Origin of the sequence: Exiguobacterium sp. s91 (genome assembly GCF_018618915.1) — a bacterium.
GTDB classification, from domain to species: domain Bacteria; phylum Bacillota; class Bacilli; order Exiguobacteriales; family Exiguobacteriaceae; genus Exiguobacterium_A; species Exiguobacterium_A abrahamii.
Genome location: NZ_JACSMZ010000001.1, coordinates 1,270,952 through 1,294,773, shown reverse-complemented (window position 1 = coordinate 1,294,773; position 23,822 = coordinate 1,270,952). Strand labels below are relative to the sequence as shown.

General features: G+C 49.8%; 20 protein-coding genes and 1 riboswitch. Of the genes, 11 read left to right on the top strand and 9 right to left on the bottom strand.

Features of this window, described 5'->3' with window-relative positions; all coding sequences use genetic code 11:
• Positions 1–3 precede the first annotated feature (3 nt).
• The 8 genes from KNQ06_RS06595 to KNQ06_RS06560 form a co-directional block, all read right to left on the bottom strand.
• Positions 4–864, bottom strand: coding sequence for a ComEC/Rec2 family competence protein (locus tag KNQ06_RS06595; protein WP_069941047.1), 861 nt, complete (start codon positions 862–864; stop codon positions 4–6).
• The gene (locus tag KNQ06_RS06590) at positions 861–1,430 is read right to left on the bottom strand and encodes a histidine phosphatase family protein (RefSeq protein ID WP_023468330.1); all 570 of its coding nucleotides are present in this window, start codon (positions 1,428–1,430) and stop codon (positions 861–863) included. The genes KNQ06_RS06595 and KNQ06_RS06590 overlap by 4 nt, the downstream gene beginning before the upstream one ends.
• A gap of 28 nt (positions 1,431–1,458) precedes the next feature.
• Complete coding sequence (locus KNQ06_RS06585) at positions 1,459–2,253, bottom strand: DUF3307 domain-containing protein (protein WP_215147661.1); 795 nt, start codon at positions 2,251–2,253, stop codon at positions 1,459–1,461.
• Positions 2,250–2,897 carry a hypothetical protein gene (locus KNQ06_RS06580; protein ID WP_214804938.1) on the bottom strand — a complete coding sequence of 216 codons (648 nt, stop codon included), beginning with the start codon at positions 2,895–2,897 and terminating at the stop codon, positions 2,250–2,252. Before KNQ06_RS06580 ends, KNQ06_RS06585 begins: the two co-directional genes overlap by 4 nt.
• A 286-nt stretch (positions 2,898–3,183) precedes the next feature.
• Entirely contained in the window at positions 3,184–3,654 is a 471-nt protein-coding gene (locus KNQ06_RS06575; protein WP_231681758.1) for an NUDIX domain-containing protein, read from the bottom strand.
• 298 nt (positions 3,655–3,952) lie between these two features.
• Complete coding sequence (parC, locus tag KNQ06_RS06570; protein WP_215147659.1) at positions 3,953–6,358, bottom strand: DNA topoisomerase IV subunit A; 2,406 nt, start codon at positions 6,356–6,358, stop codon at positions 3,953–3,955.
• The gene (gene parE / locus KNQ06_RS06565) at positions 6,351–8,321 is read right to left on the bottom strand and encodes a DNA topoisomerase IV subunit B (protein WP_035407952.1); all 1,971 of its coding nucleotides are present in this window, start codon (positions 8,319–8,321) and stop codon (positions 6,351–6,353) included. The genes parC and parE overlap by 8 nt, the downstream gene beginning before the upstream one ends.
• Before the next feature lie 178 nt (positions 8,322–8,499).
• Positions 8,500–8,901 carry a CoA-binding protein gene (locus KNQ06_RS06560; RefSeq protein ID WP_023468336.1) on the bottom strand — a complete coding sequence of 134 codons (402 nt, stop codon included), beginning with the start codon at positions 8,899–8,901 and terminating at the stop codon, positions 8,500–8,502.
• 429 nt (positions 8,902–9,330) lie between these two features.
• Here KNQ06_RS06560 and KNQ06_RS06555 point away from each other — a divergent pair, with 429 nt between their 5' ends.
• From KNQ06_RS06555 to KNQ06_RS06515, 9 genes are all read left to right on the top strand, one after another.
• Positions 9,331–10,371 (top strand): tyrosine-type recombinase/integrase, encoded by a 1,041-nt coding sequence (locus tag KNQ06_RS06555; RefSeq protein WP_058703402.1) that lies wholly within the window; start codon positions 9,331–9,333, stop codon positions 10,369–10,371.
• Between the two features lie 30 nt (positions 10,372–10,401).
• Positions 10,402–13,011: a DEAD/DEAH box helicase gene (locus KNQ06_RS06550; RefSeq protein ID WP_215147658.1), complete on the top strand. Its 2,610-nt coding sequence runs from the start codon at positions 10,402–10,404 to the stop codon at positions 13,009–13,011.
• Complete coding sequence (locus KNQ06_RS06545; protein WP_215147653.1) at positions 13,008–13,538, top strand: glycerol-3-phosphate acyltransferase; 531 nt, start codon at positions 13,008–13,010, stop codon at positions 13,536–13,538. The genes KNQ06_RS06550 and KNQ06_RS06545 overlap by 4 nt, the downstream gene beginning before the upstream one ends.
• A gap of 12 nt (positions 13,539–13,550) precedes the next feature.
• On the top strand, positions 13,551–15,101 hold the full coding sequence (locus KNQ06_RS06540; protein WP_149427377.1) for a GNAT family N-acetyltransferase: 1,551 nt from the start codon (positions 13,551–13,553) through the stop codon (positions 15,099–15,101).
• Between the two features lie 291 nt (positions 15,102–15,392).
• A complete protein-coding gene (locus KNQ06_RS06535) occupies positions 15,393–16,070 on the top strand; it encodes a 50S ribosomal protein L25/general stress protein Ctc (RefSeq protein WP_023468341.1) in 678 nt (225 codons plus the stop codon).
• A 95-nt stretch (positions 16,071–16,165) separates the two neighbouring features.
• Positions 16,166–16,265: riboswitch (TPP riboswitch) on the top strand.
• 100 nt (positions 16,266–16,365) lie between these two features.
• Positions 16,366–16,938: an ECF transporter S component gene (locus tag KNQ06_RS06530; RefSeq protein WP_023468342.1), complete on the top strand. Its 573-nt coding sequence runs from the start codon at positions 16,366–16,368 to the stop codon at positions 16,936–16,938.
• Complete coding sequence (locus KNQ06_RS06525) at positions 16,935–18,464, top strand: ABC transporter ATP-binding protein (protein WP_251133486.1); 1,530 nt, start codon at positions 16,935–16,937, stop codon at positions 18,462–18,464. The genes KNQ06_RS06530 and KNQ06_RS06525 overlap by 4 nt, the downstream gene beginning before the upstream one ends.
• Positions 18,436–19,158 carry an energy-coupling factor transporter transmembrane component T family protein gene (locus KNQ06_RS06520; RefSeq protein ID WP_215147651.1) on the top strand — a complete coding sequence of 241 codons (723 nt, stop codon included), beginning with the start codon at positions 18,436–18,438 and terminating at the stop codon, positions 19,156–19,158. Before KNQ06_RS06525 ends, KNQ06_RS06520 begins: the two co-directional genes overlap by 29 nt.
• Positions 19,159–19,213: 55 nt before the next feature.
• The gene (locus KNQ06_RS06515) at positions 19,214–20,245 is read left to right on the top strand and encodes an NAD(P)/FAD-dependent oxidoreductase (protein ID WP_214723231.1); all 1,032 of its coding nucleotides are present in this window, start codon (positions 19,214–19,216) and stop codon (positions 20,243–20,245) included.
• 72 nt (positions 20,246–20,317) lie between these two features.
• Here KNQ06_RS06515 and KNQ06_RS06510 read toward each other — a convergent pair whose 3' ends face one another.
• Entirely contained in the window at positions 20,318–21,136 is an 819-nt protein-coding gene (locus KNQ06_RS06510) for an alpha/beta fold hydrolase (protein WP_215147649.1), read from the bottom strand.
• A 154-nt stretch (positions 21,137–21,290) separates the two neighbouring features.
• Between KNQ06_RS06510 and KNQ06_RS06505 the strand changes: the two genes are divergently transcribed.
• Together KNQ06_RS06505 and KNQ06_RS06500 are read left to right on the top strand one after the other, a co-directional pair.
• Positions 21,291–22,559, top strand: a complete 1,269-nt coding sequence (locus KNQ06_RS06505) for a hypothetical protein (RefSeq protein ID WP_215147647.1) — start codon at positions 21,291–21,293, stop codon at positions 22,557–22,559.
• Positions 22,556–23,821, top strand: a complete 1,266-nt coding sequence (locus KNQ06_RS06500; protein WP_214804956.1) for a hypothetical protein — start codon at positions 22,556–22,558, stop codon at positions 23,819–23,821. The genes KNQ06_RS06505 and KNQ06_RS06500 overlap by 4 nt, the downstream gene beginning before the upstream one ends.
• The last annotated feature ends 1 nt before the right edge of the window (position 23,822 follow it).

The following is a 23,822-nucleotide window of genomic DNA, read 5'->3' as shown; positions in this document are numbered from 1 at the left end:
TCGTTATTCTGGTCGTAAGTCGGTCCGGTTCGATTCCTTGATGCCGTCACCAGTCGAGATATACTGGATCGTTCCGCTTTGATCGGTTCGATCAATCGTGATCCGTTCTGTCTTCAGCTCCTGTAAGACGGAGGGACGTGGGTGACGATAGGCATTGTCCTTCCCGGCTGAGATCAACGCTCGCTTCGGATCAACGGCTTGTAGGAAGGGCAGGGAGGACGATGTGTCTGCTCCGTGATGTCCAAGCTTCAAGACATCGGCGCTAAGATCGACATCTGACTCAAGCAATTGTCGTTCCGTCCGGATCGGTGCGTCGCCCATGAAGAGGAACCGGTCCTGTCCATGTTCAACCCGCAGGACGGCACTCCAGCTGTTGAGATCCTGTGTCCCGTCCGTTAGGGGAGCAAGGAACGTAAAGCGTGCAGCTTCACTCGGTATCTCAAGACCTGCCTTAACCGACTTGATCGTCACCCCTTCGCGTTTGACGGCAAGGAGGAAATCGCGGTATGTCTCTGTCGTATGCGTGACACGCGGGGCATAGACGCTGTCGACTGGAAAGGCATCGAGGACGGTATCAAGTCCACCGATATGATCGGCGTCCGGATGTGTCGCAATGACTGCTGTTAAGCGTTTGACACCCAATTCTTGCAGGTAGCGGACGACATCCTCGCCTTTGCCGTTATTCCCGCCGTCAATCAAGATCGCGTCTTCCTTCGTCCGGATGAACGTACTATCTCCTTGACCGACGTCAAAACCGTAGACCTCCATCTGTCCCGCGGTTGGGGCTGGGGGCTCTTCGTCCCGTGTCGTATAGAAGATGACGATCAGGCAGAGTGCTAACAGAATCGTTGATCCCCATTTCAACATGTCGGTTCCTCTTTCTCGAACAGATACAGCATGCCGTTACGCGGATGACCGAACCGTGGCCCCCGGTAACCGCGCCGTTTCAAGGCAGCACGCATCAAAATCATCATACCGCCATGCCCGACGAGTAAGACCCGTTCATCATCCTCGAACATCAGTTGATTCAACAGGACCTCAATCCGTTCATTCGCTTCCTTGATCTCCGCTTGAATCCGTTTGCTGAACGGGGCTGCGAGTCGACCGAGGACCGCCCAGCCAAGAAACGGTAACCTTAGATTCGACTGAATCGTCGGAAACGGTACTTCCCGTAGTAGATCCGTCACGATGATCTCTTTATCGTAGACACTCTTCGCCGTCTGGACGGCACGCGGCATGCTACTGGCATAACAGACTGTCCAGTCGATCTGACCGAGCTCGACCGGTTGAATATCGATGTCTGACGTATCATACCGTTCAATCCATTTTTCAATATCGCTGGCGCTGATCCAGCCTTTCGTCGGGTATCCTTCCGTCACCCGGTGATGTCTCACTAATCCAATTTGTTTCATACTTCGTGCGACGGTCAAGACCGTCTCCCTCACTTTCATTCATCGTTTAGAGTGCGACGCGAATCGCGAGTCCACATAAAATCGCACCTAAGATACTGAGCAAGCTCCCGATGATGTAATATTCCGCAAAGCGGCGATCTTCAAACTGTTTAAAACGTGCCAGTGCCTTCAAAGCAATGATGAACCCGATGGCTCCGGTTGCGTTCGTGACGACGAGCAGGGTAATGATCGCCCGTTCGACGAGACCGATATAACGCCCGATTCCGTTTAATTCCGTCGTATAACTGCGCGCAGAATCTTCTACTTCATGTGTGACGGTCCGCGAAACGCCGTCTAATTGCTCCTTACGTGTCACTTTTCGCTCGAAATGCGCTTCGATCAAGCGCGGAGCAAATGGTGCGAGCATTAAAGCAATCCCGTGACCGAGTAACTCCGTCGTCACTAAACTAAAGCACAGAATCCACAAGACCTGCTCGGGTCGTGAGAACGACAACGACCAATCGATCGGGATGAATATCCATGTCAAAGCGATGATGGCAGCGATATGTAACGCTTGATCGATCCAGTACGCCGCCGCTTGCTTGACGCGACGTTTGAGCGGGGAGGCATCGAGTAGGGCGTGAAACACGAGAATACTTCCTCCAAGCCATCCGGCGATGTCGATGGTTAATCCCCCTCGGATGACGAAGAACGCAAGGACAAGTAGCATCAGAGCCGCATGAACGGCAATATGTTGGAATAAGATCCGTTGGTGTCGGTGTTTCAGTAGCGCCATCCGTCTCGTCTGTAATGGAAAATCAGCAAGTAGATGGACAAGTATAAGGCTAAGTAAGACGGTCACCGAATCGCCTCCCAGACTTGGAATTGCTCCAGTGCCTGTGTCAAGGCAGCTTCAAGACGCTTCCGTTGCTTTCGCTGCGAGCGGGAAACGAGTTTTGCGACATTCGCGCGGGCATCCTGTTCCTTAAAGCCCATCTTCAGACCAATCTCTTCATACGTATCATCCGGATATTGGTCCATCAACCGGTGCAGTTCAATCTGACGGTCCGTTTTCCCGAAATACGCCGGATAAAGCATTTCGAGATAGCCATTCAGCAGGGCGGTCGGTAAGTAGGGCGGTCCAGCAAAGGCGATCCGTGACGGAAGCGTCTTCGCCTGTTCTTGCGCTTCAAAAGCGTGAATGATCGCACTGCCATTGGCTTCTTCGGCTTGGGTCGTTGAAATCGTCTCATATTGACCAAATCCGATCCCAATGTAACCTGGTAATTCTTGATTCAATAAGTGCAGCATGACCGGATAACTAACCGGATAATCCGCAAATACCGCCAGTAAGCTATCACCGGATTTGATTTGGAACGGGACGATACTCGTAGGAAATGCCGTATTCAGATCATTCGCGAGTTCTCGGAGCGCTTGAAGTAATGCTTCTTTGCTCGGATAATCGCGGGAGCCTTTGACATCAAACGACAAGGCAACAGCTTGCATGACGATTCCTCCTGTTCATTTGTTGCCACAATCATGGAAACATTTTATTTGTTACCGTTAAACGGGTAACATTTGCAGTGTTACTGTTATTAGAGTAACAAAGAATGAAGAAGAAGACCAACAGGACAATAGACCGATTTTTACACGACAGGGGGGATGGATGAATCTGACTAAAAGATCATTTTTTTATTCAAGTTAACATAACATATATTATCAATAGTTATAAGATTTTGTCTCATAATCAGGGTAAACTTAAGATAGTGAGACAAAACAAAAAAACACGGAATTAACCGTGTTTTCGACAATCATACGGACGTGTCCGTTCCAATCGATGAATCAAACGATCCAGGAATATATGATGGCGGCGTTCAAGTTGCGTGATCCGATCAAGTGGCAACCACGCGAAATCAAAGAAATCACCGCAATCCTGACCGTCACCAGCCACACAATGCGTCCAGCGGTTCTCTTGGCATTCGATGTGCGCATGGTAGAAATACGTGTAATGCACCCGCATTCGCTCCGGATAGCGCATCTCTTCTTCGCCGATGTACTGGACGGATGCTAACGAGAGACCACTTTCCTCAAGCGTCTCACGGACAGCCGCTTCTTTTGCGATTTCAGCATCTTCGATCGTACCTGCGGGGATCTGCCAATCACTCTCAGGAGCCGATTGTGGATGAAAAACAAGTAGTTCCCATCCGTTAGGTTTTTCCCGAGTGATATAGATTGCTACTTTTTCGCGACGTCTGAATTTCATCTTCATCACCTCTCCAAGGTCGGCAGATTGCACAACAAGCAGCTAAAGGGACGGTCCCGTAGCTGCTTGATCAATTGACGCTATAAGCAAAGCTGCGGAGACGCGTGACCCGACGCTTGTTCGTGACGAATCGTGACCTGACTATTTCTTCTATTGTAGCCGTTATTGGTCAGTGTTTCAATTTGTAAACGATATTTATAGCGATAAATCTCAAAATTCCGAGCATTCGTCTCAAAATTCCCCTCTCCTGCCCCGCTAGATCTAAAAAAGCTCCCCCGTTATCCGGAGGAGCCTCGTCTTATCGTGTATACCAGTCGAGCAAGGGACCGAATTTCTCTTCATCGTAGGCAAATGAACCGTTCGATAAGCGGTCGAGGAACGATAACGAACCGATTTGGATCGTTTTCTCCTGCTCTTTTCCGCTGAGGACCAATTCTTTCGCTTGTGTGACGTCGATCAATGCTGCGACTTGGTGTGGTTTCGATTTCAAATCACGGAGTAACTGTAAGCCACGGAGCGCACGGCTCGAGACTTGGAACTGATCAGCGAGACGCATCTTCTTCAAGGCACCCCGTTGCGTCAAGAGAACGATCTGTGGTGCTTCCTTAAAGCCGATTGCACCCGCGACGACGTCTTGATCCTTCAGGTTGATCGCTTTAACACCAGCAGCCCGGACACCGACGACAGGAACGTCATCTTCCGTGAACCAAAGCCCGAAACCGTTCTGTGTCGCGAGGAACAGCTCCGTTTGCCCCGTTGAGACCTGAGCGTACAAGACTTCGTCGTCTGCCTTCAAACGGACACCTTGAAGTGGTTTTGACTTCCGCTGGGCGTTGTAGTCACTCAGTTTCGAACGCTTGACCATCCCTTGACGGGTGACGAACAAGCAATGGTGTGCTTCGTCGAACGAGCGGACGAGATCCGCTGAGAGGACCCGGTCGCCCGGTTCGAGTGGAACGAGGTTTGCGACGTGTTGACCGCCATCCTTCCATTTCGTATCCGGTAATTGGTGGACCGGAATCAGCAAGTAGTTCCCACGAACAGTCCAGACGATCAAGTGGTCGGTCGTCATCGCTTGCCCTTGGAGCAACGGACGATCCTGTTCCTTCAAGTCCGGCAAGTCGTTCGAGGCACCGAATGAACGAAGCGACGAGCGTTTGACGTAACCGTTTTTCGACAGGAAGACCATCGTTTCTTCGACAGCGATCATGACTTCCGTCTTCAGCTTCAGTTCTTCAACTTCCGCTTCAATCGTCGAGCGACGTTTGTCCGCGACTTGTTCCTTCAAGACTGTCAATTCCTTGATGATCAGACGATTCCGTGTCTTTTCATCGTTGAGGATCTTCTCGAGACGAGCGATCTCCTTCTCGAGTTTCGCTGCTTCTTCCTGCAACTCAACGATATCGGTGTTCGTTAACCGGTAAAGTTGAAGCATAACGACGGCTTCCGCTTGGCGATCCGTAAAGTTGAAGCGCGCGATCAGCTTCTCCTTCGCGTCTGCTTTGTTCGACGCAGATCGGATCAAGGCAAGCGTCTCATCGAGGACAGAGATTGCTGTCATCAAGGCAGAAACGACTTCCTGACGGCGTTTCGCTTGTTCGAGGTCAAATGCCGTCCGGCGGATGACGACTTCCTTGACGTGTGCAAGATAGGCATCAAGCAACGTCAAGACGCCCATTTGCCGCGGTGTCCGCTCATGGATCGCGACCATGTTGTAGTTATAAGCGATTTGTAGATCAGTCTGTTTGAGGTAGAAGTGTAAGACACCTTCCGCGTCCGCTTCCTTCTTCAACTCGATGACGACGCGTAAGCCGTCGCGGTCGGTCTCATCACGGACTTCCGCAACCCCTTCAACCTTTTTATCGAGACGGAGTTCTTCCATCCGTTTGACGAGATTCGCTTTATTGACCTCATACGGGAGCTCCGTGATGACGATTTGCTGACGACCGCCCCGCAGTGTCTCAATCGTTGAGCGCGAGCGGATGATGACTTTCCCGCGTCCTGTCTCGAACGCCTTCTTGATGCCGTCAAGCCCTTGGACGACACCACCAGTCGGGAAATCAGGACCTTGCATGTGCGTCAACAAGTCATCGACGTTCTGGACCGTACCGGAAATCCGACCAATCGCAGCATCGAGGACTTCTCCCGCGTGGTGCGGTGGAATCTCGGTTGCATAACCAGCGGAAATCCCCGTCGAACCGTTCATCAGCAAGTTCGGTAGGAGTGACGGTAAGACGAGCGGTTCTTCCGTCGTATCATCGAAGTTGAGCGTGTAATCGACGGTCTGTTTGTTGATCCCGTCGAGAATCAGACTCGAAACTTTTGATAAACGGGCTTCCGTATACCGCATCGCTGCCGCGCTATCGCCGTCGATTGATCCATTATTCCCTTGCATATCGATCAACGGGTAACGCAGTTTCCACTCTTGGCTCAAGCGGACCATTGCTTCATAGACCGATGAATCACCGTGCGGGTGGTAGTTACCGATGACGACACCGACCGTCTTCGCTGATTTCCGGTAAGCACGGTCGAACAGGTTCCCTTCCGTATGCATCGCATACAAGATACGGCGTTGAACCGGTTTCAGACCATCACGGGCATCCGGTAAGGCACGATCTTGGATGATATATTTCGAATAACGACCAAACCGGTCGCCGACGACTTGCTCGAGCGACAGGTTCAGGATGTTTTGTAGATTAGACATGTTCGTTCACACTCTCTTTCGTCACGTGCTCATTCTCGATGATCGAGAGGTCTTCCGCGAGACCGAAGGCGACATTGTCCTCGATCCACGTCCGGCGGTGCCCGACGTTATCGCCCATGAGGACAGAGACGCGTTTTTCAGCAACAGCAGCATCGTCGATCGTGACCCGAATCAACGTCCGTGTCTCAGGATCCATCGTCGTTTCCCAGAGCTGTGGTGCATTCATCTCCCCAAGTCCTTTGTAACGTTGGATCATATAACCTTTACCGAATTTCTTCGTCGTTTTCTTGAGTGTCTCTTCGTCCCAGACGTACTCAAATTTCTCCGATTTGCCTTTTCCTTTTGAGACACGATAGAGCGGTGGTAAGGCAACGAAGACCTTCCCGGCATCGATCAACGGACGCATGTAGCGGAAGAAGAACGTCAACAGCAAGACTTGGATATGCGCGCCATCGGTATCGGCATCCGTCATGATGATGACTTTGTCGAAATTACAATCCGACAAGTCAAAATCGGCTCCGACACCGCCACCAATCGCATGAATGATCGTATTGATCTCTTCATTTTTCATGATGTCAGCGAGTTTCGCTTTTTCCGTGTTCAAGACCTTACCACGGAGTGGCAGAATCGCTTGGAACGTCCGGTTTCGTCCTTGTTTCGCAGAACCACCGGCAGAATCACCCTCGACGAGGAACAATTCATTCTTGTCTGCGTTTTTCGAAGCAGCAGGTGTCAGTTTTCCGTTCAAGATGCTCGAACGTTTCTTCTTTTTCCCATTTCGTGCTTCTTCGCGGGCTTTGCGTGCTGCTTCACGAGCTTGCGCTGCGCGGATCGCTTTTTTGATCAACAGCGTCGCCGTTTGCGGGTTCTCTTCCAAGTACGTCGAGAGACGACGACTGATGACAGCGTCACAGCTCGTCCGCGCTTCCGGTGAACCGAGTTTCGACTTCGTTTGTCCTTCGAACTGAAGGAATTCTTCCGGAATTCGGATCGAGACGATCATGGTCAACCCTTCGCGGATATCATTTCCGTCAAGGTTCTTATCCTTTTCCTTCAAGAGCGTGTTCTTTCGGGCATATTCATTCATGACCCGTGTCATCGCCGTCTTCGCACCAACTTCGTGTGTTCCACCGTCGCGTGTCCGGACGTTGTTGACGAACGACAGGACGTTTTCCGAGTACGCATCCGTGAACTGGAAGGCGATATCGACTTCGATCTCGTTTTCCGTTCCTTCGAACGCGACCGTCGGATGAAGCGTATCTTTATCATCGTTCAAGTACTGGACGAATTCGCTGACACCGTCTTGGTACTGGAAGATATCTTGTTTATCAGACCGTTCGTCCGTCAGCGTAATCTTCAGACCTTTCAGCAAGAAAGCTGATTCGCGTAAGCGTTCCGCGAGCGTATCGTAGTTGTATGTCAACGTACTGAAGATCGAGCCATCTGGTTTAAAGTAAACGCTCGTTCCTTTTTGACGCGTCGTACCCGTTTCAAGCAACGTCGTCTTCGGAATCCCACCGTTTTCAAACGTTTGCTCATATTGTTTCCCGTCACGGAAGATCGTTACTTTCAAATCCGTTGATAAGGCGTTAACGACCGACGCCCCGACGCCGTGTAAGCCACCGGACGTCTTATAGCCACCTTGACCGAACTTACCGCCAGCGTGAAGGACCGTGAAGATGACTTCAGCAGTCGGCTTTCCCGATGCATGCATCCCCGTTGGCATTCCACGTCCATGGTCACGGACGGTGATTGCATTATCTTTATGAATCGTGACGTCAATTTGTTCCCCGAATCCTGCAAGTGCCTCATCGATTGCGTTATCGACGATCTCGTAGACGAGATGGTGAAGTCCACGGTGATCGGTTGAACCGATATACATACCTGGGCGCTTTCGGACTGCTTCGAGTCCTTCGAGCACCTGTATGGCATCATCATTGTAGTTATTTAAGTCTGTCGCCATTCATTTCACCTCAAAATTCGAAATTACGACGTCGTTTTTACAAACGTTCGTTCGTTATTTCGAGTAGTCTGTCTCTAATTGTAGGCATCTTCTTGCTTCCTGACAAGCATAACCTGTAAAGCGCATGAAAAAAGACACCTTCACGAACGGGTGAAGATGCCTGAAATCGTGCGATGACTCACAGATATTGATGCTCGATTTTGATGCAACGATTCTCAATATATGGAATACCAGCACCAAGTGCGAGGCTTTCTGCTTCGACACTCGAGAGACCAAGCTGATTCCAAATCATCCCGACGTCACCGTGAGCAACAGCATCTTTGGCGACATCCGCTAAAAACTCAGACCGACGGAAGACGTCGACGATATCGATGTGTCCTGGAATGCTTGCGACGCTCGGATAGACTTTTTGACCGTTCCACTCGTTTAACGTCGGATTGACTGGAATGACTTCGTATCCATGTTGGACTAAGTAGTCCGCAATCCAGTTCGCGGTCTTTCCGGAATCACTCGAGACACCGACGACGGCAATGCGTTTGGCATCCTTCAAATACTGACGTGCTTGTTGATCGGTAATCATCTAGAACTCCCCCTTATGAAAATAACTCTTACCTAACACTCTATACCCGAACCAAGATGAAGTATGCGAAATCGAGCACGTTTTCGACGTTTTTCAGAAATCGTCTTGAAATCAAATGAGTCGACCAATGACCCGTCGAACGACTTCTCGATGCAACTGAGAGCGAAATTGAATATTCATTCTTTTTTGATGATTTAGGTGACATAATACTATTATTGTTATTAAAGAGAATGTTGTAGCTCAAAAACCATAAAAATAGGCTAAATTCTCACGTGCATCGAGTTGATCAACGACCCGTCTGGTGCGTTGTCGATGCAACTGAGCGCTCCCTGTCTGACAATTTAACGTTGCGTGAAATAACTATTTCACGCAAACAAGTGTCTGACGTACCAACGTTTGGTATACTACTACTAGAGGGGTGATTGTCGGATGAGTTTATTTAAAAACCTAGGAAAAACGATACATAAAACGACCGTTTCGGCTACAGCACCAGCGATTCCTGGTTATGAGCGGATGCCACGCTTCATTCAATCCTATTTGGATCAGTTAGCAGCAAAACATTTCTCGTTAGCGACGATGCGTCGGTACGTCTATGACTACGAAGCGTTCTTTCAATTCGTCGCAACGGCGTCGGGTGAAGAAGTAACGGCGCGCGAGATTCCGCTTGAAGCGTTCGTCGAAATCGATGCAGCGGGGATCGAAGCTTACGCTGAATACCTTGCCTTAACGAAACAAAATGCACCAAGCGTCATCAACCGGAAATTATCAGCATTACAGTCGTTGTTCCGTTATTTGGTCGATACAGGTCAGCTGTCAGAAAACCCGGTCGCAAAAGTCAACCGACCAAAACAAGCGAAACGGGAACCGGTCTACCTGACGAAACGCGAGTGGGACGAATTGATTCAGTTGTTACCGTCGAACGTCGAGATGAATGCCCGGGAAGCGTCGCATTATGAACGTGATCGCGTCCGCGACGTGACGTTATTCCAACTACTCGGCTATAGCGGGATGCGTCTCAGTGAGATGACCCAACTCGTCTGGAATGATGTCGATTTCCATGAAAACACGCTCCGTGTCATCGGAAAAGGCAATAAAGAGCGGCTGATTCCACTCGCGAAACCAGCCCGGATCGCCTTACGCAAATACGCGATTCATTATCAGATGCCAACGAGTGGCGCCGTGCCTGTCTTCCAAAAACACGGGAAACCACTCAGTCCACGGGCAGTCCAGCATATTTTGCAGCGGCACACCGAACGATTAAAACCGGTCCTCCCCTTTTTAGAGCGCAAAAAAATTACACCGCATAAATTGCGGCATACGTTTGCGACACGTCTTGCGACCGGTGGGGTCGATGTCCTGACGATCCAGCAGTTACTTGGTCATGAATCCGTCGCGACGACACAAGTCTATGCCCATATCGGCGATTCGGAGAAAAAACGCGCCGTCGATTTATTCGATGGTGAACGATAATCACATTATGTTAACTAAAGGAGAAATGTCATGAATTACGGGCTCAGTGAACGCAAAATCAAACAGATGTCTGATGCCTATGCTTTTCGACGGGGAAAGAAGTATGTCGCCGCTCGAAAGGTCACGTTGCATAATTATCGAATGGGCGACGAGCTGATCGAAGCGAGTGTCGACGGTGAGGAACGATTCACGGTGACCGTCCGCGTCAAGGCGCACGGTGTCGACGCCGGCTGTAATTGTCCATCACTTGCGATGGATACATCGTTTTGTGGACATATCGTCGCCGTTTTACTAGCGATGCATCATGTTCAGGCGCACGGCACACCGACGCCGCTGTCACCACAGATTCGTCCCTTCACGGCGTTTCAAGTCGATGACGCTGGCGCGCGCCATTATTTACGCAGTCTCACACCGGATCGTCGGGTGGCGATCCATTTCGAACTGACAGGACCCGTCGTGACACTCAAAAGATTGACGGACAATCAGCAGCATCAACTGTCCCTGCCCTACTTCGATCGTCTCCTTGGACAGACGGAGTATTTGCAGCGACTCGCCGATGTTTCGTTCAGTCCTGATTTACAAGAACGAATCGTTTCCGGGACACCAATCGTCAAACTCCATCTCGACCGAACGGCTCAGGAAGTCGAAGTCCGCGTGTCGTTTGATTATCAAGGAATTCAGCTGAATCCGCTCGATGAGACGATTTACGCTGGACGGGATCAGGTAACGGAGCAAAGTGCCTTACGCTTCTTACGTGAATTCCAAGCAACACCACGAGACATGCGATACATCATCACGAGTGACGCCGCACAGTATGCCTTTTTGCGGAGTCTGCTTGACGAACGGGTTGCGCTCGGTCAACTGGAGTTATTTGCAACACAAGCGATCCGGACAACGTTACCAAAAGGTCCGTTCCATCCGCGAATCGAAGTCGACGTAACGGACCGCCTCGACTGGCTCGTGTTCAACTTTTCGATGGACGGGATTCCGGAAGATGAGCTGAAACGTGTCCTGAAGTCGCTCGTCTTACAAAAACGGTACCACCGCTTGAAATCCGGACAGTTCGTTTCTTTAGAAACAAGGGCTTTTCAGCAGTTACAACGGGTTCTCGCCCAGATGGAAGCAAGTGAACGCGACTTACGCGACGGACGGATCGTCTTACCTGCCGTCCGGAACATGAAGCATCTGATTGGCGCTTCCGTCCTCCATCTTCACGCCGATTTGCTCGAGAAATGGCTTGAATTGAAATCCGGACAAGGATTCCAGCTCGACTTGCCGAATTCGTTAGAATCACGACTCTATCCATATCAACGAACGGGCATTCAATTTCTGAAGAATTTAGACGCGCTAGGATGTCACGGGATTTTAGCCGATGAGATGGGGCTCGGGAAGACGATTCAAGCAATTGGTTATGTAGCAACGATCCCTGATTGCCTCGCGCTCATCGTCGCACCGGCATCACTGCTCCGAAACTGGGAGGCAGAACTGAAGCGCTTTTTACCCGGTCGACCGGTTCATGTCGTCACTGGTTCTCAAGCCAGCCGACTCCGCGAACTGGAGCACTTACCTGACGATACGGTGACGATCGTCTCCTATACGACGCTTCGGACCGACGTCCGTCGCCACCCTGTATATGACGTCGTCTTCTTTGATGAAGCACAGCACTTGAAGAATCCGCAGTCACAAACGGTCAGTCAACTACGGCATCTGCAAGCAAAACGCCGTTTCGCCTTAACGGGAACACCACTTGAGAATCGTCCGCGTGATATCTGGTCGATCTTCCATGTTCTGTTTCCAGAATTACTGCCGGATTTAGCGACGTTTGAGAAATGGTCATTTGATGACATGCAACAGTTCATCCAACCGTTCTTATTACGGCGTGAGAAACAAGATGTCTTACAGGATTTACCGAAGAAACAGATCGAGCATCATTATGTCGAGCTCGGTCCGAACCAAAAACGCTTATATGCGTCGTATCTCGCCAAATTGCAACTCGAGACGCTGCAACACTTAGACGAGACGAAACGCGAAGATCGTCTGAAATTACTGGCTGGGTTAACGCGGTTGCGGCAAATTTGCAACGATCCGGGATTATTCGTCGAGGAGTACACAGGGGAAGCAACAAAACGAACGCGTCTGCTCTCATTGATTGCCGAAAAACGGGCAGCCGGAAAGCGGATCTTGATTTTCTCGCAGTATACGCAAATGCTCGAGCGCATTCGCTCGGATCTCGCGCAACGTCATCTCCCCCACTTCCTGTTGACGGGTGAGACACCACTCGAAGACCGGGTGGCGTTATGCGACCGGTTCAATGACGGTGAAGTCGATCTCTTCTTGATTTCCCTGAAAGCCGGTGGAACGGGACTGAATCTCGCGTCTGCTGATACCGTCATCCTCTTTGACAGCTGGTGGAATCCGGCCGTCGAACAACAGGCAGCCGATCGCGCTCACCGGCTTGGACAACAGTCCGACGTGACGGTCATCAAACTGCTGACACGCGGAACGATCGAAGAAAAGATGACGGAATTACAAGATCGAAAAGCCCAGATGGTCGATGCCGTCCTGACGGCTCCAGACAGTGATGCCTTGACCGTCAAGGAACTCGTCCATCTCGTAGAAACAAAGGAGGAACATCGGTGATCCTTGATCTCCTGCTTGGTTACCTTATCGGTAGTATTCTTGGCGGTACGCTCTGGAAGTACATCAGCCGTACCGATTTGGCTCAGATCGGTTCCGGAAATATCGGTGCCCGCAACGCCCATCGCGCCGGTGGGCTCCCGGCTTTTTTATTCGTGTACCTGTTTGATGCCGCGAAGACGGTTCTTGCACTACAGCTAACAGACGCATTTTATCCCGTCGCTCTTGCCGTACTTATCGGTCACTTGTTTCCGTTGTTTCATCCGCGACGCGGCGGTAAAGGGTATGCCGTATTTTCCGGAATCGTCTTCGCCATCACGCCGTGGGCATATCTTGCCGGACTAGGCATACTCGGTCTGTCTTATCTCGTAACGAAAGATAGCGTCAAAGCGGGGCTGATTCCGGTTGTTCTGCTCCCGTTACTCCCTGTCTACTTTGACGCGGGGCCCATCAATATCTTGTGTACCGTTGCTGTAAGTCTACTTGTCCTGTGGGCTCATGATGCACTTCACAAGCCAGTCATTACATAAGGAGGACGTCTCATGATCGACTTTTCCATTGCCACCGCTTCGGACGCGGAAGCAATCCATGAACTGAACTACCTCACCTTCACGGAAGAGATTCCGCAACATCAACCGAACACCGAACGGAAACGGATTGACCGGTTTCATGATCAAAATACCTATCTGATCGGCAAGGAAGACGATCGACTCGTCGCGATGATTGCCATTCGGAAGCATCGTCCTTTTTCGCTTGAGGAAAAAGGCGTGACGCTAGATGAGACACTGACGGACCCAGCGGAAATCCGCTTACTCAGCGTTCGTCCCGAATACCGCAATAGTCGTACGTTCATGCAATTGATGCGTTTTTTGATGGTCTACTTGGAGCGGGAAACGATTGATCATGTCTATATCAGTGGTACGACACGGGAAGCTAAACTATATGCGCGGTTCGGCTTCACACCAATCGCAGCAACGCTCGGTAGTGGCGATGCCCAGTTCGTACCGATGTTGTTGTCGCGCGCAACATATGAACGATCCGTCATCGCGGACGTTTTACGTCCTCTGCATTTTCTAGCCGGTCCAGTCGAGGTTGCACCAACAGTCCGCCAAGCGGCACAACAAGCACCGCGTCCGCATCGGACGGCCTCGATGCGTCAGCTCGATCAAGATTTACGTGGTCGGATGTGTCAGTTGCTGGATTTGCCATATGTCTCGATGGCTGTTGGCAGTGGCACCCTCGCCAATGATATTGTCGCACAACAACTGAGTGGACATGGATTGATTCTAAACGGTGGCGAGTTCGGTCAACGCTTGATCGATCACGCGGCACGAGCAGGAAAGTCATTTGATATCCACCTGCTTCCGTCCGGTCACCCGATCGACTTGGAACAACTCGCAAGTCAACTGCATCAAACGGAGTACGACTGGATTTGGTTGACGCATTGTGAGACGTCTACGGGCGTTCTCTACGATCTCGATGCGGTAAAAGCGCTATTAGATCAACGAACCGCACTCATCGTCGATGCGATCAGCGCCGTCGGGACCGGACGTTTCTCATACGCTGGCTGCAGATTCGTCACGACCGTCTCCGGAAAAGCAATTGGTGGTTTACCGGGTCTTGCGTTCATCGGTCATACAGACAGCATCCTACCTTCTCCACGAATTCCACGTTATCTGGATCTCGGACTCTATGCGGAAGGCGTCGCCTTTTCCGGCTCATCGAACTTGTTGCTGGCTTGTCAGGCAGCGCTCGATGCCATTGATCTCGATCAAGCAGCCATCAAGATGACCTATCTCGAACAAGCCGTTCGCGCTACTGGTTTCAACCTTCTTGCGACTCAAGAAGCGCAAGCGCCGGGAATTCTGACGATCGTTCATCCGTCGGCAACCGCTTTAGGAGACGCTCTTCGGATTCAGGGCTATCATGTTCAATATGAAAGCGACTATCTCGTCCGTAATCAATGGCTCCAAATTTCAACGATGGGACAGACGACGATGCGGCACATCGAACGTCTCATCCGCGTGTTGGTCCGTGAAAACCAACGCATCACCATAAAAAATGAAAAAAACGAAAGACCTCTCAACCCTTGATTTCAAGCGGTTTGGAGGTCTTTCGACTTTAAAAAATAAAAATTAGAGGTTTAAGGATTTAAAACATAGGGGTATAAACTCACTAGCACCGCATCAAACGGTGACTTACTCACACATGTTTCTCAATATCAGCGTAATGACCTGGGAGAGAAATGCAAAGTCACGAAAGCGTCAGATTCAAAGCGAGTCTGAAACCGATTGTCTTAGCATGTTTCATATTGTTCAGGACTTGTCCTGCTCCTACATTCATTACCTTTTGAGGGCTATACCAAATTCAAGGGGGAAATGAACATGTCAGTTAAATTAACAGCCGAAAAACGCGAGGTACGTCCACGCTCACTCCGTAAACAATTACGTCATGAAGGAAAAGCTCTTGGTGTCGTGTATGGTTACAAAGTGGAAAGTACACCAATCGCATTTGAAGAAAAAGAATTACTTAAAATCGTTCGAGAAAACGGTGAGAACGTCTTGATTTCACTGAAACTCGACGGTAAAAATATTAACGTCTTGATCAACCGTCGTGATATGGATGTCTTCACACCAACTGTCGATCACGTTGAATTCATCGCTGTTAAAATGGATGAAGAGACAGAAGTCGAAGCAGACGTTGTACTCGTCGGCGAAGCAGCTGGCGCTAAAGTCGGCGGATTCCTGTCACAGACACTCTTTAAAGTAACAGTCGCAGCTACACCAGATAAATTACCAGAGAACGTCGAAGTCGACGTCACGAACCTCGAAATCGGCGATTCGATTTCTGTTGCTGATCTTCCAGAACAAAAAGATTTCCGTATCGTCACAGAAGGCGACATTCAAGTCGCAGCTGTCGTCGAATCAACGCTTGAACAAGAGCTTGAGGAAATCGAAGAAGCAGAAGCTGAGGCACAAGCGGAAGCTGGTGAAGACAACGAAGCGGAAGCTACGGAAGAGTCTTCAGAAGAAGCAAAAGAAGAGAACGAAGACAACAAATAAGTCGTTTAACGATACGCCCTTCGTGGCGTATCGTTTTTTTGTGTCTTGACAATAGACAGAAGATTGCCTAAAGTGAACAGCGTATCATCTATTACCATATCCACTAGGGGAGCCCATTTGGCTGAGACGATTCACTTCGGACCCTTCGAACCTGATCTAGTTCATACTAGCGTAGGAAAGTGGAGCGATCACATCCAATGACTCCTGCTGCGCGCAGTTTTTCTGAGGACCGCTCTCTTTTTTACGGAGGGCGGTCTTTTTTGGCGTCTCCCCCATTCTAAGGAGGACGTACCTAATGCAAAACTGGAAAATGAAAGAAATCATGGTCATGATGATGCTCGCCGTCGCTTGCGGGGTCATCTATCTTGGTTGGTCAACACTCTGGTTACCGATGTCTGCGATCTTCGGACCTGTCGGTGCCAACTGGATGTTTGGGATCTGGATCATCGCGAGCCCGCTCGTCGCAGCAATCATTCAAAAACCAGGTGCTGCCCTCATCGCGGAAATCGTCGCGGCAGCCGTCGAGCTGTTCACGGGTAGTCACTTTGGCTTATCGGCTCTACTGATCGGGGTCTGCCAAGGACTTGGTGCGGAACTCGTCTTCGCGATGACGCGTTATCGCCGTTATGACACCTGGACATTGATGTTATCGGGTGTTGGAGCCGCAATTGGTAGCATTGTCTATAGTCTGATCGCGAACGGATTCGGTTACTACACGACGACGACGTTGCTTGCGACAACTGGCTTACAATTGATTAGTGGCGCATTACTGGGCGGCTTGCTTGCAGCGATTCTCGTCCGTCGCCTTGTTGCGACCGGTGTCTTGAACGGGTTTGCGGCCGGACGTGCGAAACGGGAAGTCGCATGATTACTGTCGACGACCTCAGCATCCGCTATCCCGGTCAGATGAAATCGGTGCTCGATCATGTATCGCTATCAATCGAGCAAGGAACGACCCTTCTGCTCGGACGAAGCGGGAGTGGCAAGACGACACTACTTCATGCCTTAGCCGGACTGACACCGGAGACGATCGAAGTCGAACAGACTGGAACCGTTACCCGGTCCGGTTCGGTCGGAGTCTTATTCCAAAATCCAGAAGAACAGTTCTGCATGGAAACGATCGGACGCGAAATCGCTTTTAGCTTAGAAAACCGGTCGATTCCGCGTGCGGAGATGGAGGGACGAATTGAACACTTACTCACACTTGTTGGTCTCCCTCTCCCCTTCTCGACACCGATCGCGAGTCTATCCGGGGGGATGAAACAGCGCCTCGCACTCGCCGCGGTCCTAGCGCTCGAGCCGACGATTCTATTACTCGATGAACCAACGGCTCAGATTGACCCGATTGGGCAACACGAGCTGATGGCGTTGATCTTTCGGATTCAGAAAGAACATGATTTAAAAATCGTCTTGATTGAACACCAACTCGATGTCTGTTTGCCGTATGTCGATCAGATCATCTTACTTGAAGACGGATCGGTGACTGCGACGGCGCATCCGCAGGATTTGTTCCCGCAGGCGTATACAGAGCTTCAATCGAAAGGGATCGCTGTTCCCTCTTTGTATCCGTACACGTTAGAGACGTTACCCATAGATGGACCACAAGCAGCGCGACTTCACGTGCTTCCTCCAGTCGCTACAGCAGGCACTGCCTTGTTACACGTCGCTGCATTATCGACGAAAGCCCCTTACTCGCTGACCGATGCGACATTTTCCCTGAAGACGGGAGAATGGGTGATGCTGCTCGGGGCAAACGGATCCGGGAAAAGTACGTTGCTTGCAACACTCGGTCGGTTGCTCTCGCATCAAGGAACATATCGGTTCCAAGAACGTCCGGCTCAGCGTTACTCCCGGCGACGCTTTTATGAGCACGTTGGCTATGTCTTTCAACAACCGGATCTGCAGTTTCTCAAACTGACAGTCGAAGCGGAAATCGACTGGAGTCACCGGGCAGCTACGAGTGATGAGCGCACAGCGTTGCTCGAACGACTGGAACTCGCATCTGTCAAACAGCAGTCACCGCTTGCGCTTAGTACGGGGCAACAACGACGGCTCAGCGTCGCGACGATGCTCGGGCAGTCGAAGGATGTGTTGTTGCTCGATGAACCGACGTTCGGACAGGACGGATTGACGACACGGCGGCTCATGGAACAGTTGTTGACGGAACAACAGAACGGAACGACGCTCGTCATGGCAACACACGATATGGAACTCGTCGCCCGATACGCGGATCGTGTCCTCGTCATGGAGCAAGGGCGGATTGCTTTTGACGGGCGTCCGAGCGAGTTATTCGCTGACGTTCCGTTACTCGAACGCTGTCAGCTACAACGTCCACTTTCGTACCAATTCCAGGAGGTGAAGCGCAATGCAGACAAACGCGTCACCGTTCGCTAAACTCAATCCTGTCATCAAGGGGAGCGGATTGTTTTTGATCATGTTTGCCTTAATTGCAACGAACGACTGGATCAAGACGTTGGTGTTCCTGAGTTTTGCTATCGCTCTGCTACTCCTCTCCGGGTGGGGTCCTCGCGATTTCTTGAAACGACTCGCACCTTACAGTCTATTATTCTTATTGACGTTCTGGATGATGGCAGCCTTCGGCAAAGGAACGAATCCTCTATGGTCGTTTGGTTGGTTTCATGTCACATCGGAAAGTGTCATGCACGGCTGGTTACTTGCCTTACGGATGGCAACGTTCGTCTGCTTAAGTTTCGCTTTCGTCACGACGACCGATGCGACCCGGTTCGTGATGAGCTTGATTCACCAAGCAAAGGTGTCGCCTCGCTTCGCGTACGGATTTCTTGCCGGGATCCGCTTTCTTCCACATTTGATCGAAGAAGTTCGCGTCTTACGGCAAGTCCGGATGATTCGGAACGTTCACAGTCGCTTTCCTGGTGATGCGTTCCTATCAATCGGCTTACCGCTCTTCTCGCGATCGATCCAGCGGGCAGAACGGATGGCGATCGCTTTCGAAGCCCGTCATTTTTCAGCAGAACGGACATATTATGAAGTGCCAGTCGTTGAGCGCCAGGATGTTATCTATCTCATGGTCATCCTCCTGTTCATCAGTCTTGTCTTTTGGCTATGATTACCGCCACCCGTATCCGGGTACATTCTAGCAAGACAGATTGAAGGAGAACGACATGAAACGAATCCTCTTGATTGGTGCAGGACACGCTCACCTGCATTGCATTACCAATGGACCCACAGAAGACGTCGAGTGGCTGATTTTAAATGCCTCGACGTACCAATATTACTCGGGCATGTACTCCGGACTTGCTGACGGAACGTACGATATCGATGAGATCCGTATCGACGTCGCCGCACTGTGTCGCGCCTATGATAAACAGTTCATCGAAGAGACCGTCATCAAAATCGACCCCGATGAAAAAGTCGTCTTCGGTGCATCCGGCAGACACTATACTTATGACGTCGTCTCGACGAATATCGGCTCGTTCGATTGGTCGGAAGACACGACACGATTATCGATCAAACCGAACTACCGGTTACCGGATACATTAAAGCGTCTGCAAAAAGCAAAGCGTCCGGTCGTGATTGGAAGCGGCGCAGCGGCCGTCGAGATGGCGGCGTCCTTGAAAGTGGCGGATGTGCCGATCACACTGATCACGGATCCCGAGTTACTTTCAGGACACCCCGCAGCGGAAGCGATTGCGAGACGATTAAAAGAACTCGATGTGTATTGGATCCGGGAACGTCCAATAGATGACGAACCATCACTCCGCTTCAAGCATCACCCTCCAATCGAGTCGGATGCGATCATCCGCTTAACGGGTGCGAAAGCACCGGCATTGTTTGCAGACAGCAAGCTCTATACGGAAGACGGGTTCCTACTCGTCAATGAACAGTTGCAAGCGCTCAATCATCCAAGTCTGTTTGCTGCGGGTGACGCGGCGACCCTCGTCGCCTATCCCGATATTCCAAAGAACGGTGTCACAGCTGTCCGGCAAGCACCAATCTTACTAGCAAATCTCTTACGGTACGTCCAGGAAGAGGCACTGCAAACCTATCGTCCGCAAACGAACTATTTGACGATTTTATCGATGGGACCACGTCATGCAGTTTCAATGTATGGCAATCAGTATTCGACTCACCCGTTCGGTTGGTACCTGAAGCGCTGGATCGATCAACGGTTCATGCGGAAGTATCGCCCTTAAAAGTGTGCGCCGGCGCACGCTTTTTTCTGTACACAAAAACAAGCCATGGACGGGTGTCCATGGCTTGTTGGATTAGACGGTTTGATTTCCTTTAACGTACGAGAGTAACGTTTCGTTGAACTTCTCTTGTTCATCAAGCAACATACCGTGCCCACTCTCTTCGAAGACTTCAAGTCGTGCATGTGGGATTCCCTTTTGCATTTCTTCCGCGAACTCGAACGGACAAACTTGGTCTTTTTTACCGTGGATGATCAACGTATCGACTTTGATGTTCTCGAGTTTTCCACGTAAGTCTTCATCACGTAATGCGATTGCTGACTGAATCGTACCGTGGGACGAAGCGGCGATGCTAAGACCATGGAACCATTGTTGAAGTGGTTCTGGATGCTCCTTCGCAAAGAAGATTTCCCCAAATCCTTTGAGCATCGACGGACGATCTTGTTTCGTGTCGGCAATCAACGCATCGACTTCTTCTTTCGTCATCCCGTATGGATAGCCATCTCGCTGTGTAAAGACAGGTGCCGCAGCTCCTGCGAGGACAAGTTTACTAACTTTTGAATCTCCGTATTGCAAGAGATAGGACAAGGCGATTCCTCCTCCCATCGAGAAGCCAAGCAACGTGACATTCGTTAATTTCAGCTGTTCGATGACTTCATTGACGTCAGACGCCATTGTCTTATAATCGTATCCCATTGCCGGCGCATCTGATTTGCCATAACCGCGATAATCGATTCCGACGTAACGGTACCCTTCTTCGACGAGCAGATTCTTTTGATACTCGAACATGTTGTTGTTTGCCGGCCAGCCGTGTAAAAAGACGACCGGTTGACCCGACCCGACATCCTCGACATAAATTTTCGTGCCATCAACTGCTTGAATGAATGTACCCATCATAAAACCCCCATAGTAATAGATTGACCGTGCATGCATCTAATATTCCCGAGTCAAGATATGTTAAACATCTTAATGTTAAAGTATTATAGAAAATTCTGTCTATTATAGAAGTTATGGTAAAATATAGTCAATAGGATAAAGGAGGTTTTTCTTGAGACGCTATATACATACCGGTATTCTCGCAGGCGCAGTCTTACTTGCCGGATGCGGTAAAGAACAATACTTAGACCTTACATACGATGTTAATTACTGGGGCGGTATTTCGACTACCTTTGATGGGCAAGAGATACCGGATCTCCCGAAAAAACAAACCGCTGCTTTGTTGAAGGTTTGCCAGCAAAAACCAGACATGAAGCACTTACCTGATCGATATGTGCAACACGAAGGATTTGACTTATACTTCCTGCCCCGGAGTATCCAAGGGCGTGAGTTCCAACACGTCCGTTTCCTGTCAGACGAAAAAAAGGACTATCTGGCTTGTCAGCCGATTCGCCATGCGGATTATGCGGTCCATCAGATCAAGCGAAGTGATTATCCATTCGTCGATTGGTCAAAACAACCGGTTAAAGCTAAATCGACAGTCATTCGCTTTAAACCCGTTCCAAAAGAAGTGACAGATCAACAAAAACAGGAAAACGAAGATCGTAAAGAAGTAAAAGAGCTCGGACGGTACCTTTTCCCGTCCTATCAACTATCTTTGCCACCGGAAGGACAACTCGTCGTCTACATGAAAGAGAAAGGCAAAGATAAAGAACAAACACTCTTTGAGACGACCGAGTCACTATCCGGTTCCGAATTGAATTTAGCTTTTCGCGCTAGTCCGGATGGTGGTGTCCAACAATCGTCGATCGAGCTGATGTTCAGTGGTGACCGTGTCGGATTCCCTTCGACGATTCAAGAATATATGAATGGACAAGCCTATCAGATTGAGCGAAAGCAACTGCCGGATACGATTGCGACAGGTCAGACTGTCCAGTTCGCAACCGTTCGGAAACAAGAGGACGGAAAAGTCGTCCAAGAAACATCGATATATTTGCGTTTTAATAAAACCTACACAAAACCAGTGAATTACGATTATGGATTCCTTCAAGCATCCACAAGCGATTATGTCGGTTTCATCCATCAATCACCGAAACAGCTCATCGATAGCGATTATAAGTTCGTCTCAGCAATACCGGATAAACTAGCGAAAAAAATCGCTCAGGAATTAAAAGAGACCGACGTCATGGAGCCACAAGGCACAAAACTAAAGCAGAAAAAATTAACGTTGATGCGCGAAGGGAAAAGCCAAATGTTCGAGCTGTATGAACGCAAACGCGCTAAAAAGCTTGAAATCTATGTCGTCAAACCAGGATCAAAGAACGGTGCCAAGCTGTCGGGTACGACCAGTGAAGCACTTAGTGAGGTGCTTAATCAATGAACAAACGTTACTGGATCGGACTAACACTCGGTGCAACGCTAGCATTAAGCGGTTGCCAAAGTGACGCGCCGAATTTCAAATGGGATTACTTATCGCAAATGTATGACGGAGGGCAATTCAACGAAAAAGAATCTCGCACCTTGTCAGCTAAAGAACGAACTGTCATTCAAAAAACGTGCGCGTCTAAAGTGAGCGATGCACCTACCGATTACGCTGTCGGCGATATCTATTCCGTCATGATGACAAATCCGTTCGAGGATTATGAAGGTCAAACCGTTCGTTACGTTCAATCCGGAAAGAAGACTTACTTATATTGCGAAACGCCATTAAAAAGTGGATATTATCCGCTAGCAAAGAAAGACGATGTCTTCAAGAAGACAGCTCTGACTACACAACGACAGAACTTTAACATGAAGCCTACTGTATTAAAAAAAGACGATCGGTTCATTCGTAATGAGAAGGTTGCCGATCACTCCGCTCGAACATTAGAGCTCCCAGGTTCAGGTTACCTTGTCATCGACGCGACGGATGTCACGAAAAAAGATACACGGACGACGATCTTTACGTACACGCATTCACTCACGCCATTTACACGTGACGTCAAACTCTATCTCGTCTACAATCAACAATTCGGTTCGACTTATGACGTGATGGTGCGCTTACCTGAGTTATACGGTGGACGTCATGTGGAACGCCCGATTCATTCGATGAAACAACCGGGCAAGGTCCGGTTCATCCCGGGTGACGGGACACCGGAACATTACGGAACGCTCATCGCAACGGAGAAAAACGGACGCGAATTCCGCTATGAATTATCGATTCGACATACGATGGAACGACCGCCTGAACTTCAAGAGCCGGAACAGACAGCAGACGACGTCGTAGCGGATAACTTGGAAGTGACGCTATTCCATCAAGAGCAGTTCCAGCATGTCCGTTTTGAAGAAGATGATCAAGGAAATCGTATTTCGGAGAAAGGTCTCGATTGGGACAACATGATCATGATGACGAGTGATGAATCCGGAAAATTACAAAAAGCAATCAAGGCAAGTGAACAGGCTGACGTACGAGGAAAACGGGCGAAGTGGAAATATCTGACGTTCCGAGATGGAGTGAAAGGACAACAATACGAAGTTTATCTCGATAAGCGTCTCAAAAAGACCGATGTTTATTTAAAAGATTCGAAGCGTGACGTGTCGATTCACCTATCGGCGACAGGTCGTGACATCCTCCTTCCTTTGTTCGAGCAATACGAAAAATGAT